General features: G+C 70.1%; 9 protein-coding genes and 2 pseudogenes. 7 read left to right on the top strand and 4 right to left on the bottom strand.

Translation table 11 applies throughout. From position 1 onward, the window contains the following. Positions 1–5: 5 nt before the first annotated feature. From U9R90_RS01530 to U9R90_RS01550, 5 genes and pseudogenes are all read left to right on the top strand, one after another. Positions 6–2,570, top strand: coding sequence for an ABC transporter permease (locus U9R90_RS01530; protein WP_411054529.1), 2,565 nt, complete (start codon positions 6–8; stop codon positions 2,568–2,570). Between the two features lie 57 nt (positions 2,571–2,627). Further along, the gene (locus U9R90_RS01535) at positions 2,628–3,509 is read left to right on the top strand and encodes an LLM class F420-dependent oxidoreductase (protein WP_411054530.1); all 882 of its coding nucleotides are present in this window, start codon (positions 2,628–2,630) and stop codon (positions 3,507–3,509) included. A 200-nt stretch (positions 3,510–3,709) separates the two neighbouring features. Then, positions 3,710–4,615: an NADP-dependent oxidoreductase gene (locus tag U9R90_RS01540; RefSeq protein ID WP_411054531.1), complete on the top strand. Its 906-nt coding sequence runs from the start codon at positions 3,710–3,712 to the stop codon at positions 4,613–4,615. Positions 4,616–4,811: 196 nt separating this feature from the next. Beyond that, a complete protein-coding gene (gene fabV / locus U9R90_RS01545) occupies positions 4,812–6,020 on the top strand; it encodes an enoyl-[acyl-carrier-protein] reductase FabV (RefSeq protein WP_411054532.1) in 1,209 nt (402 codons plus the stop codon). A 351-nt stretch (positions 6,021–6,371) separates the two neighbouring features. Then, positions 6,372–7,175, top strand: a pseudogene (locus U9R90_RS01550) (IS701 family transposase); the annotation flags it as partial. Positions 7,176–7,452: 277 nt separating this feature from the next. On the opposite strand, the gene U9R90_RS01555 reads toward U9R90_RS01550, so the two are convergent. Further along, positions 7,453–8,934 carry a sulfatase-like hydrolase/transferase gene (locus U9R90_RS01555; protein WP_411054533.1) on the bottom strand — a complete coding sequence of 494 codons (1,482 nt, stop codon included), beginning with the start codon at positions 8,932–8,934 and terminating at the stop codon, positions 7,453–7,455. Positions 8,935–9,004: 70 nt separating this feature from the next. Between U9R90_RS01555 and U9R90_RS01560 the strand changes: the two genes are divergently transcribed. Further along, positions 9,005–9,226: a hypothetical protein gene (locus U9R90_RS01560; protein ID WP_411054534.1), complete on the top strand. Its 222-nt coding sequence runs from the start codon at positions 9,005–9,007 to the stop codon at positions 9,224–9,226. A 50-nt stretch (positions 9,227–9,276) separates the two neighbouring features. Then, complete coding sequence (locus U9R90_RS01565) at positions 9,277–9,621, top strand: hypothetical protein (protein ID WP_411057601.1); 345 nt, start codon at positions 9,277–9,279, stop codon at positions 9,619–9,621. A 39-nt stretch (positions 9,622–9,660) separates the two neighbouring features. Here U9R90_RS01565 and U9R90_RS01570 read toward each other — a convergent pair whose 3' ends face one another. The 3 genes and pseudogenes from U9R90_RS01570 to U9R90_RS01580 all read right to left on the bottom strand — a co-directional run. Beyond that, positions 9,661–11,001 carry a DUF2201 family putative metallopeptidase gene (locus U9R90_RS01570; protein WP_411054535.1) on the bottom strand — a complete coding sequence of 447 codons (1,341 nt, stop codon included), beginning with the start codon at positions 10,999–11,001 and terminating at the stop codon, positions 9,661–9,663. Then, positions 10,998–12,260 carry an AAA family ATPase gene (locus tag U9R90_RS01575; protein ID WP_411054536.1) on the bottom strand — a complete coding sequence of 421 codons (1,263 nt, stop codon included), beginning with the start codon at positions 12,258–12,260 and terminating at the stop codon, positions 10,998–11,000. Before U9R90_RS01575 ends, U9R90_RS01570 begins: the two co-directional genes overlap by 4 nt. 83 nt (positions 12,261–12,343) lie before the next feature. Beyond that, positions 12,344–13,018, bottom strand: a pseudogene (locus U9R90_RS01580) (hypothetical protein); the annotation flags it as partial.

Consider the following 13,018-nt stretch of genomic DNA (forward strand, 5'->3'; position numbering starts at 1 on the left):
CCGCCGTGCTGAAGGCGACACTGCGGAGCTTCTTCGCACACAAGGGCCGCCTGGCGCTCTCCGCGCTGGCCGTGCTGCTGTCCGTGGCGTTCGTCGCGGGCAGCCTGATCTTCTCGGACACGGTGAACCGCACCTTCGACCGGCTCTTCGCCTCCACCTCGGCCGATGTGTCCATCGAGCCGAAGGAAGGCATCAGCGAGGCGATCCCGTCGGGGCTCACCCCGACCCTTCCGGCCGAGGTGGCCGACCGGGTCGCCGACGTGGACGGCGTCGCCAAGACCGACGTGGACGTCGGCGTGGAGAACATCACGATCGTCGACGCCGACAACGAGTCGGTGGGCCCGACCAGCGGTGCCCCCACCATCGCGGTCGCCTGGTACGAGAGCGACCGCAGCCCCGTGAAGCTGACCGACGGCCACGCCCCGCGCGGCGCGGACCAGGCACTCATCGACGCGGACACCGCGGACCGCAAGAACGTCGGGATCGGCGACACCCTGAACATCCTGGCCCGGCCGGGGTCGTTCAAGGTGGAGGTCGTCGGCATCGCCACCTTCACCACCACCAACCCGGGCGCGGCGCTGGTCTTCCTGGACACCGAGACGGCCCAGACCAAGCTCCTGGGCGACCCGGACCTGGCGACCAGTATCGGGATCGAAGCGGCCCCTGGCGTAAGCGACGCCGAGCTCAAGCGGAACATCGTCGCCGAACTGGGCGCCGACTACGAGGTGAAGACCGCCGACGAGCAGGCCAAGTCCGCCGCGGAGGAACTGGCCGGGTTCCTGGACGTCATCAAGTACGTGATGCTGGGCTTCGCCGGGATCGCGGTCCTGGTCGGCGTCTTCCTGATCGTCAACACCTTCTCGATGCTGATCGCCCAGCGCACCCGTGAGCTGGGCCTGATGCGCGCGCTCGGCGCCGACCGCCGCCAGGTGCGCCGCTCGGTGCTGACCGAGGCACTGCTGCTCGGCCTGGTCGGCTCGACGCTGGGCCTGGCCACCGGCATCGGCTTGGCGCTCGGGCTGATCAAGCTGATGAGTCTGCTCGGCATGAACCTCAAGTCCACCGAGATGGTCATCGGGTGGCCGACTCCCGTCGCCGCCTACCTCGTCGGGGTCGGCGTCACCTTCGTCGCGGCGTACCTTCCGGCGCGGCGGGCCGCGCGGGTGTCGCCGATGGCCGCGCTCGCCGATGTGGAGGTCGCCGGTGTGGGGCGGCCGCTGAAGGTGCGTGCCGTGGTGGGCGTCCTGGTCGGCGCGGCCGGGGCGGCTGCCCTGATCGGGTGCGCGGTGAGCGAGGACACCTCGAACGCCGCGTCGCTGCTCGGGCTCGGCATAGTCCTCACCCTGATCGCCACCGTGATCGCGGGGCCACTCCTGGTCCGTCCGGTGATCCGGGTCCTGGGCGGCGCGTTCCCCGCGGTGTTCGGCTCGGTCGGCCGGATGAGCCAGCGCAACGCCCTGCGCAATCCACGCCGTACGGGCGCCACCGCCGCCGCGCTGATGGTGGGCCTCGCGCTGGTGGGCGGGCTCGGTGTGGCCAGCGCATCGATGACGAAGTCCTTCGACGAGCAGATCGACCGGACCCTGGGCGCCGACTTCGTGGTGCAGAGCGCCGACTTCCTGCCGTTCCCCGAGGAGATCACCGAGAAGGTCCGCGCGTCCGACGGCGCCGGGCTCGTCGTACGGCAGCGGTACGCGCCCGTGGAGCTGCGCCTGCCGGACGGCAAGAAGGTCACCTCGACGGCAGGGGCGTACGAGGACCGTCTGGACGAGGTCGCCAAGATCGAGTACTCGGCCGGGGACACCGCGTCCGCCCTCGCCCTGGATCACATCGCCATGGACCGGGAGTTCGCCGAGGACCACCAGGTGCGGATCGGCACCGTGCTGCCTGCGGAGTTCCCCGGAAACCGCAAGACGCGGCTCACCGTCGGGGCCCTCACCGACCAGCCGGGGGCAAGCGGGCCCGCCAATCAGGGGAACCTGTTCCTCGGCTTCGGCACGGCCGAGAAGTACCTCCCCGACGGCCAGGACTCGGCGGTGTTCGTGAACGCCGCGTCCGGCACGGACCCCGACACCCTCCGGGCGAGCATGGAGAAGTCCCTGGACCCGTACCCGCAGGTGCAGGTCCGCGACCAGGCCGACTACAAGGAGCTGATCCGCGGCCAGATCGCCGTGCTGCTGTACCTCGTGTACGCGCTGCTCGGCCTGGCGATCGTGATCGCGGTGCTCGGTGTGGTCAACACCCTCGCGCTGTCGGTCGTGGAGCGCACCAGGGAGATCGGGCTGCTGCGCGCGATCGGTCTGGCCCGCAGGCAGCTGCGCCGGATGATCCGCCTGGAATCGGTGGTGATCGCCGTGTTCGGCGCGGTACTCGGCCTGTCCCTGGGCCTGGTGTGGGGCCTGGCCGCCCAACGGGTCCTGGCACTACAGGGGATGACGGCCCTGGACATCCCCTGGGGAACCATCCTCATCGTGGTGGCCGGCTCGGTGGTGGTGGGCCTGGCGGCCGCGCTGCTGCCCGCGCTGCGGGCCTCGCGCATGAACGTACTGGCCGCGATCGCCCACGAGTAGCGGCCGCCGGTGATCTCAGCCGCCGACCACATCGCACTGACCGACCAAGGGGAGTTCATGACACGGCCGTTCCGTTTTGGCGTCAACATGATCCAGCCGTCCACCGGGGACGCGTGGCGCGCGAAGTGCCGCAGGGCCGAGCAGCTCGGCTACGACGTCATCCTGGTCCCGGACCATCTGGGGATGCCCGCGCCGTTCCCGTCGCTCGTCGCCGCGGCCGAGGCGACCGAACGGCCGCGGCTCGGCACGTTCGTCCTCAACGCGGGTTTCTGGAACCCGGCGTTACTGGCCCGCGAGGTGGCCGGCACCGACGCGCTGACCGACGGGCGGCTCGAGTTGGGGCTCGGCACGGGCTACATACGGGCCGAGCACGAGCAGGCGGGTCTGCCCTGGGGTTCCCCGCGCGAACGCGTGGACCACCTGCGCCACACGGTGACCGAGCTGGACCGGCTCCTTGGCTCACCCGACCACCAGCCGCAGCCTTCGCAGCAGCCGCGGCCTCCCCTCCTGATCGGCGCCAACGGCGACCGCATGCTGCGCCTGGCCGCCGAACACGCCGACATCACCGCCTTCACCGGCGCCCGCCCCGATCCCGACAGCGTCAGTGGACTCGCCCCGCTGACCACGACGGAGCTGGACGCGCGGGTCGCCGCCTACCACAAGCTCGCCGCCGGACGCGCGACACCGGCCGAGCTGAATCTGCTCATCCAGTTCGTCGCGATCACCCAGGACCGACGGAAGGCCGTCAAGGACCTGCTCCCGCGCCTGCCGCAGTTGACCGAGGACGAGGTCCTGGAACTGCCGATCGTGCTGGTCGGCACGGTGCGCCAGATCACGGAGCAACTGCTCGCGCAGCGCGAGCGGTACGGCTTCTCGTACGTCTGCATCCTGGAGCCGTATATGGAGGCCCTCGCCCCGGTGATCGGCGAACTGCGCTGAGAAGCTGTGCTATATCCCTTGATCTGTGACGCTTCGTAGCGAATCGCCGCTGTGGAAGCATGAGGGCCCCGCAGTTCGAATCCGGTCGGGCACAGTCACGTTTTGCTGGTTCGGTGGGCGGGACAGGCCTAAAGCAGGAATCCCTTGATCATCAATGGTGTTGAGCCGTGCTGTCAGTCCCGTCAAGTGAAGGACTCTTCGTGCGCGCAATACAGATCGATCGATTCGGTACTCCTGACGTGCTCGGCATCATCGATGTCCCCGAGCCCTCGCCCGGCGCTGGCCAGGTGCTGATCCGGGCCGTTGCTACCAGCATCAACCCCGTCGATGACAAGACGCGGGAGGGGGCCATCGGTGAAGGCACGCCGCCACTGCCACTGACACTCGGCTGGGAGCTGTCCGGCATCGTGGTCGATGGCGGCAGCAGCGGTCTGCGCGTCGGTGAACGAGTGATTGCCATGTCCCATCAGCTCAGCACGGGCCGAGGGACCTGGGCCGACCTCGTCGTGCTTCCCGCGCAAGCTGTTGCTGTAGCACCGACGTCGGTGAGTCTGGCGGAAGCCGCCACCTTGCCGCTTCCCGGGCTGACAGCTCTGCAGACGCTGGACTGGTTGGAGATCAAGGCTGGCGAGAGGCTGCTGATCACGGGTGCCGCGGGAGCGGTGGGCGGGCTGGCCTTGCAGATCGCCCGCTCCCGTGGCGCCGAAGTCGATGCGCTGGTTTCCCGGGATGAGCACGTCGCATTCGCTCACGAGCACGGTGCCAACTTCGTGACCACCAACCAGGACGCCCTGCAAGACCGTCACTATGACGCCGTGTTCGACACCTTCGGGGCATTCGTGACCGAGGTTGTGGTCGATGGAGGGCGATACGCATCCATCGCCACGCAGGCCGGTCCGGCACCTGACCTGTCCTCCCGCAATGTGCGTACCACCGTGAACCAGGTCCGCGAGGACGGCTTGGGCCTGAGCGAGCTGACCAAGCTCGTCGACGATGGGGCCCTGCAACTGCGCGTGCACTCCAGCTTCAGCCTCCAGGAAATCCACGCTGGACACACGCGTTTCCTCCGGGGTGGCTTGACGGGCAAGATCGTCGTGGTCTTCTGACGCAGCCTCTCGCTCTCTGGCCCATGTGCTGGGCCGGAGAGTCGTAAGGCTGAAGTGCGGAACCCTCCAATACCGGCTGGACATCGTTGTGCCAGGCAAGATCACTGGGTTCACCGTTCCGCCGCAGACTTGCGGGACGGGGAGGCCAAGGCGGTCGCCGCGTCCTTGTCCGCGACGACACCTGGGCCACCACACCATGAGCGAACGCGTCATTGCGCCCAAGAGCCGGGGCTTCCTGTTCCTCGACTCCCATCCCGGCGGCTGCCGACAGTTGGTGGACGAGATGTGGCAGGCCGTCCCGGCCCCGGTCACCGACGGGGGCGCAGAGCCGGTGGCTCTGGTCATCGGCTCGTCCGCCGGGTATGGCCTGGCCGCTACGATCGCAGGCCTGGCCCGGGCCGGTATCCGCGGCATCGGCGTGTGCTTCGAGAAGGCGCCCGCGCGACGCACCGGTACGGCCGGCTGGTATCGCACCGCAGCCACCGCCCGGCTCGCCCGACAGCACGGGCGCGACATGGTCTTCGTCAACGGCGATGCGTTCAGCGACACGGTGAAGGAGCAGGTCGCCGACCTCCTCGCCGAGCGGTTCGGGGGACGGCTCGACTACCTGATCTACTCGGTGGCCGCGCCTCGCCGCACCGACCCGGACACCGGTACGGTGCACGCCTCGGTCCTCAAGCCGGTCGGCTCGCCGTACACCACCAAGACCCTGGTCTTCGACGAGTCCGGTGCCCCAGAGGTCAAGGAGGTCACCACGGCGCCGGCCGAGGGCGACGACATCGAGCAGACCGTGGCGGTGATGGGCGGCACCGACTGGGAACGGTGGATCACCTTCCTGGCCGCCCGGTCCCTGCTGGCCGACGGCTTCACCACGGCCGCCCTGTCCTACATCGGCTCGCCACTCACCGCGGCGATCTACCGGCACGGCACCATCGGCGCAGCGAAGTCCCATCTGGAAGCCACCGCACGCACGTTGAACGAGCGCCTCGGCAAGACCGTGGGCGGCCGGGCCGTGACCTCGGTCAACGCCGCCGCCGTCACCCAGTCCTCCACCGCCATCCCGGGCATCGCCCTGTACGTCGGGCTGCTGCGAGGCGTCCTCGGCGACACCATGGTCGCCCCGATCAGCCAACTGGTGAACCTCTGGGATCAGTTGACCGGTGCCCGCCCCCTCGACCTCGACGACGAGGGCCGGGTCCGCCTCGACACCTGGGAACTCGACCCCACCGTGCAGAGCGCCGTCGCCGAACGCTGGGCCAACGCCACCAGCGACACCATCACCGAACTCGCCGACCTCGACTGGTTCAGCGACGAGGTCCGCCGCCTCTACGGCTTTGCTGTCCCCGGCATCGACTACACCGCCCCTGCCGAAACCGACATCCCCTGGCCCACCTCCGCCGCCTGACCTGCGCCGCGAACGCCCCCGATCGCGTCGCAAATCGAGGTCGCGGCGTCAGCCCTGTCAGTTTCAGCGCAGGGTGGTGAGGGCAAGTCGGATCGTCTTTGGCTGCTGCATCCGGATGCGCATGGGCGTGAGTTTGCCGGCTGCTTTCACTGCCCCGATGAGGTGCGGCGTGGGCCGACCAGCTGAACCGACTGGTCCACCAGATCATAAAAACCTTCACACGGCACAATGCCGATCCCCTGGGCCACGACGAACACTCCCCAGACGGACCAGTAATAGGACTCCGTTGGGTCTTCTCGTTCGGCCTGTTCGGCAGCACGTGGGACGTGTGGACTTGGACAAGTAGAGGGTCTGCGGGCTGATTTGGCGGAGTTCGTTGCGGACGTCTTCGCCGCGGTGTCACGGCGGGATCAGCGGGCCAAGGCCGACTGTTATCTACGCGGACTGCTGCTGGACGGACGGCGCAAGTCGGTCCAGGCGATGGCCTCGCGGCTGTCGGACGGCAACGAACAGAACCTCCAGCAGTTCGTGAACCAGTCGCCGTAGGATCCGCAGCCGGTCCGGCGGCGGATCGCCGAGCGCGTGGCGAGGTCCCTCGCTCCAGACGCCTGGGCCATCGATGACGTGTCGGTGCCCAAGGACGGCCGAATATCGGTCGGGGTTGCTCCGCAGTACTGCGGAGCCTTGGGCAAGCGGGCCAACTGCCAGGTCGCGGTGAGCGTGCACGCCGTCACCGCCACGGCGTCGTGTCCGCTGCAGTGGCGCCTGTTCCTGCCCGCGCAGTGGGCCGCTGACGACGCACGACGGGCCAAGGCGCACGTTCCCGCCGATGTGGGGCACCGGGAGAAGTGGCTGCTCGCTCTGGACATCCTCGACGAACTCGCCACCTGGGGCCTGACCCCGCCGGTCATCGTGGCCGACGCCGCCTACGGAACCAACGCCCGATTTCGTAGTGCGCTCGACGAACGCGGCCTGCAGTACGTGCTGTCCGTCCGTTCCGACGTCACAGCTCATCCCTTCGACGCGGTCCCCGTGGCACCGCCCCGCAAAGGAGTCAACGGCTGCTGGCCGCAGCCCCGCTACCGCCAGTCCCCGCCGTCCGTGGCCGCGCTCGCCACCAGCCCGGGACGCGCGGCATTCACCCCAGTGACGTGGGACTCAAGACCCACGCAGACCTAGCGGAGTCTTACTAGGGTCGGCACTTCACCGGCCGCAGCGACTCCGGCCCGCATATGCCCGTCAGTGTCCACCGCCCGCCCCAAGGTCACCGCTTATGACCTGAAATACCCCACTTTGCGCGCAAACCATCCCGCTCCTGCCCGAACACGAAGCCTGTCTCGGCACTCAGTTGAACGCCTCTGCCAACCATCACAGAACGTCACAGATCGTGGGATATGGCACACTTTCTGACCACGCTGATCACATGGTTCTGCTACGGGGCGAGTTCTGTGCGCTCGATGGCCCGTAGCCGCTCGAAACGCTCGCGGAGTTCGGCTCGGCGGCCCTGGTCCATGGCCAGGTTGACCAGTTCGTGGGGGTCCTCCTGAAGGTCGTAGAGCTCGTGGTCGTTGTCGTCGAAGGCGGCATCGGCGCCGTAGAGCATCTTGGAGGGCCTCGGCGCTTCCCCCCGGTCGGCAGGCAGTCCCCCGCCCACGCCGAAGTAACGGGCGTACTTGTAGCGTCCGTCGAAGATCCCGCGGTTCGCGTAGCGGGTCCGCTGGATGCGCCGGGTGTGCACGGCGTCCTGGGCGAAGAGCACGAAGTCGCGTACGGATGCGGTGGGGTCGCCGAACACCGGGGTCAGGTCCGTGCCGCGGAAGGACGGGGCCGGGGCCGCGCCCGCGAGTGAGCAGATCGTCGAGGCCAGGTCGACGTGCGAGGCGAGCGCGTCGGTCGTGGTGCCGGGCCGGGTGATGCCGGGCGCCTTGACGTAGCACGGCACCCGCATGATCTCGTCGTAGAGGAAGGGGCCCTTGGAGCGCAGGCCGTGCGAGCCGCACATGTCCCCGTGGTCCGAGGTGAAGATGACGACCGTGTCGTCCCAGCCGCCCGACTCCTCCAGGGCGCCGAGTACTGTGCCGAGGCTGTCGTCGGCGAGTCGGTGGAGCTGGAGGTAGTAGTCGAGCTGGCGCAGCCAGGAGCGTTTGTCCGCGGGGTCGATATAGCCCCACAAGCCGTGCTGCTGGTCGTGGCGCCACTGCCGTTGCGTGGTGGGCTTGGTGTGCAGGTCGTCGTCGAAGTTGGCGGGAAGTTCGCTGAAGACCTCCTCGTAGGGCTGGTCGTACGGGGGTATCGCCTGCCCGCGGCCCCAGTCACCAGGGTCGATGAACTGGCGGATGAGGTCGAGCAGTGCGGGGTTGGCCCGCTGGTACTCCGGCTGGTCGATCGGATACCACATCACATCGTGCGGGTTGACCAGGGCGACGGTGAGGAACCACGGGTCCGGAGCGTTCGCGTGGGAGCGGAGCCAGCGGGCGGCGTTGGCCGCGATGACCGGGTCGAAGTGCACACCGGTGCCGGCCATGCCCATGAAGTGGTGGTCGTTGCCGTCCCAGTCGCCGTACCCGTAGGCCTCCATGTCGGGGTGGGCGGAGCGGGACAGATGCCACTTGCCGATGTACGAGGTCCGGTAGTCGGCCTTGCGCAGGACACTGCCGATCGTTGGGACGGCCGGATCGAGTTCGGGCTGCCACGGGAAGATCACGTTCTCCGCCAGCCGGTGCTGGGTGACGTACTGCCCGGTCATCATCGTCGCGCGGGACGGGGAGCACGGGGATGAGTGGGTCCAGTAGTTGGTGAACTCCAGCCCCTCGGCGCGCAGTCGGTCGCGCCAGGGCAGGCGCACGGTGGGCGGGATCCAGCCGCGCTGGCGTTCCTGGTCCGAGACGACGAGGAGGATGTTCGGCTTCTTCATAGCCCGTTCCTTGGAAGGTGGAAGAGGGGGTGAGCCGCTGCGTACCGCACAGCCGAGGAAACTAACTCGCTTGAGTCAGGTAGTCCATGGCCGCGCACCACCGGAGATCGGCGCGGCCGCCGACCAGCGCAACACGGGTGCGGTGCGCTGCCACTTCCACTCCAAGAAGGGGCTGCTCGACGCGGTGTTCGCGCACCGGATGGAGCCCGCCAGCATGCTGCGCCAGCAGATGCTGACCGAGTTCGACCGCGCGGGGCGGGGCGCCGATCCACGAGCCTGGTGCAGGCGCTGATCCTGCCGCTGGCGGCGCGGCTGGGGACGGCCGACCGCCCCAACTGATATCTGCGCTTCGCGGCGCAGGCGCTGGGCGGTACGACGGCCTCGGTGACCGACCTGGACGCCCAGCGGTGGACCGCGGGTGCCACGGAGATCGAACGGCGGCTGCGCGCGGGACTGAGCGGGCTGCCGCCGCGCACACTGGCCCACCGCTGGGTGTTTCTCGTGGGCTTCGTCCTGCACGCGCTGACCGACCGCGAAGCGTTCATCGCGTCCGGTGGGGCGGAGCGGCCGGACGACCGGGACAGCTTCCTCGCCGACCTCGTCGACGCGTCGGTCGCCCTGGTGACCGCGCCGGTCTCCGACGGTACGGCCGAACTCCTTCGCGGGAACAGGTGCGGGAACCGGTGATCGCACAGGACTCCGGCGTGCATCGACGCCCTGAGCGTCTCACCGGACAGCGGGGGTGGACTCGATCTCGACCACGCGTGCCCACGCGGGCGGCGAGTCCGGAACATACTCGGGATCGTCCTCGTCCCACGACCGGGACGCGTGCTGCCGGGGGAACAGACCCACCACCGTCCGGCACGGCGGCGGCGTGCTCGGCCAGGGCGTCTGGCCGTCCGTCAGGACCACGACGACATCGGGGCGTGGCTGCGCCCTGAGCGCCTTGGCGAAGCCGGTACGGAGATCGGTACCCCCGCCGCCCATCAGGGGAATTCCCTCGGCGCGGCACAGCGGGTGCACGACCCGGGCCGCCGCGTCGCACGGCAGCACGGTGACCAGGTCGCGGCGGCCGCCCACGGCTCGGGAGATCGCGGCGACCTCCAGGAGCGCGCTGCCCAGCTCGGTGTCACTGACCGAGCCTGACGTGTCGATGACCACGGAGACCCGAGGCGGCCTGCGCCGCAGGCTCGGCAGCACTACGCCGGGCAACCCGGCCGAGCGCCGCGCGGGCCGACCGTAGGTGTAGTCCTCGCCCGCGCCGGGGCCGGAGGCTGCCGAGCGGACCGCCGCTCCCAGCAACTCCCGCCACGGCTGCGGCGGGTGGAACGCCTCCTCCGCCCACCGCTGCCAGCCCTTGGGGGTGCTCCCCGGCCGGGCGGTGATGCCCTGCGCCACCCGGAACCGTACGGCGTCGCGTTCCTGCTCGCTGAGGCCGTGCGCGCCGTCCGGTCCCAGCTCCCACTCCCGTTCCTGTCCGTCGGCGCCGCTGCCGCAGTCCAGCCAGGCCAGGCTCTGGGTCAGCGGCCCGAGCCGGAACTGGCGCAGGTAGTCCTCCATGAGCTCCCCCTCGGGCAGCCGCAGGGACACCGGTTGGACGGCGCCTTCGGGCCGGACGAGGCCGTCGCCGAACACGTCGTCGTTGATCTCGCAGTCCGCGGCGATGTTCATCCGCAGCCGTTCCGCCGGGCCGGTCAGCCCGCGCTGCCGCGCGACGCGGTCGCTGCGCCCGTGGTGGTCTCGCAGCAGGTGCGACACCTCGTGTACCCAGACGCCGGCCAGTTCCTCCACGGGTGTGCGGTCCACGAACGCCGGCGAGACGTAGCACCGCCAGTGCCGGTCGACGGCCATCGTCGGGACCGCGCGCGACTCGACGGTGTGCAGGGCGAACAGGGCCGTCGCCAGGTAGGGCCGGACCCGGGCGGCGTGCAGTCTCGCGGCGAAGAGCTTGTCGAGGTCCAGGGTCCTGGGCGCGACCGGCGCCTCCTGTGCGTCCGGTGTCCCCGGTGTCCCCTGTACCCCCTGTGCGTCCGGTGCTTCCGGTGCTTCCGGTGCGTCCGCGGTCATCGTGCGGCCTTCGCTGCGACCGCGGTCCGGGCCGCCGCCTGGTCGGCTCGCCGGGACAGGGACACCGCTCCGGCGAGCTTCTCGATCGATGCCGGAACGTCCCAGTCCTCCTGGCGCAGGGTGGCGAGGGTGGTCGCGGGGACAACCACCAGGTCCGGGGTTCCGGTCTCCACCGCCCGGACCAGCAGCGCCCACGCCGCGTCCCAGCGTGCCCTCTCCGGGCGCTTGCGGACCGCCGCCACCACACCGTCGAGCGCGGCTTGGCGTAGATCCCCCCGCTCGGGCAGGGCGGCACCCGCGGGATCGGCGAGCAGGACCTCGGGGTCGGGAAGGTCCATCCGGTCCAGGCCGGCCAGCAGCTCCAGGCCCGGACCGTCTCCTACGGTGCCCCTGACCAGCAGGGAGAGGACGTCCCGGGAGGAGCCGGCCGCGGTCGCGAAGGCGATCAGGCTCAGGGTCATCTCCCAGCTTCGCGGGGATGGCCAGGCGCCGCCCCGGCGGGTTTCGTTGCTGGGCAGCCGGTGTACGAGTGTGGGGCGCGCGGCGAGGAGTCCGCACACCGCGCGGCGGGCGAAGTCCACGGCCTCTGACATCTTCGCCGGGTCGAGCCGTGGCAGTGTCGCCCGGGGCCAGGTTCCACCGAGGCCGCGTACCACGACCTCGTGGTCGTGGGTCCACTGCAGGTGGACGAACCGGTTGGCCAGCGGCGGGCTCAGTTCCCAGCCGTCGGCGGCCGAGGACCGCGGGTTGGCGGCTGCCACGATCCGGACGCCGGGCGGCAGTTGCAGGGAGCCGATCCGCCGCTCGAGCACGAGGCGGAGCAGGGCGGCCTGAACGGCCGGCGGTGCGGTGGACAACTCGTCCAGGAACAGCAGTCCCCGACCGGCCCGGACCAGGCGCACGGCCCAGTCCGGTGGGGCCATCGGGACGCCCTGTTCCGCGGGGTCGTCGCCGACGATGGGCAGGCCCGAGAAGTCGGACGGCTCGTGCACACTGGCGATCACTGTGGTCAGCGGCAGGTCCAGGGCAGCGGCCAGCTGTGTCAGGGCCGCGGTCTTGCCGATCCCCGGCTCACCCCACAGGAGTACGGGCAGGTCGGCGGCCACGGCCAGTGTGAGGGCCTCCAGTTGTGTGTCGGGTCGCGGTTCGGTGGTGGCATCGCGCAGCAGGGTCAACAACTCGTCGGCGACGTCGAGTTGGGAGGCCGGGGCCGGGTCGGCGAGGGTGTCGGTGGCAGTGAACGGGGTGTACGTAGGCATGCGTGATCACCTTTGGGTGAGTGGTGAGCGGTGAGCGGTGAGCGGTGAGTGGCGTGGGTGCGGGAGGACGGAGGTCCCGCAGGTCAGCGCGCGGTCGTGTGGCGCGGGTGTGAGCGGTGGTCACGGGGGCGGGGAACGCCCGGGCGGATGCGGTCGGGTGTGGGTTCGATCAGGCCTGACCTGTACAGCCCGTACGTGACCCGCCGCCGCGCGGCCGTCTCCAGCGCGTCCCGCAGAGCACCGGCGCGCAGCAGCGCGTCGGGGCCCAGCAGGCCCTCGACCACAGCCAGCGCGCCGACGGTGTCGCCGTGGTCGAGGCGTTCGCGGACGCCGGTGAGGCAGTCCGGATGGCGGTGCGCCTCGTCGATGGCCTGCAGACAGGGAAGCGGAGTACCCGTCAGCGCGACGAGCAGTTCCTCGCGCCGGATCTCGGCCGGATCGTGGTCCAACGGGGCGAGTACCCCGTTGACCAGGCCGATCCGGTGCTGTGCTCCCCGGCACTCCACGAGGCGCGGTTGTCCGGCCGGGTCCGGAGTCCTGGCAGGACCGGTCGGCGTATGGCCCGGGGCCAGCGCCGAGGCGACCAGTGGGTGAAGCCGATCGGGCTCGATCCAACCGGCGCGGATCAGTTCCAGGTCGGGCAGCACCCAGGTCGCCGCATCAGGCAGGAGAGGCAACGCCGAGGTATTGCCCACCGGGTTCGCCGCCGCGATCCGCAGTGCGGGCGGTTCCACCCCGCCTCCGCCCCCGTCCCCGCC

Origin of the sequence: Streptomyces sp. E11-3 (assembly GCF_046540415.1) — a bacterium.
Classification (GTDB): Bacteria; Actinomycetota; Actinomycetes; order Streptomycetales; family Streptomycetaceae; genus Streptomyces.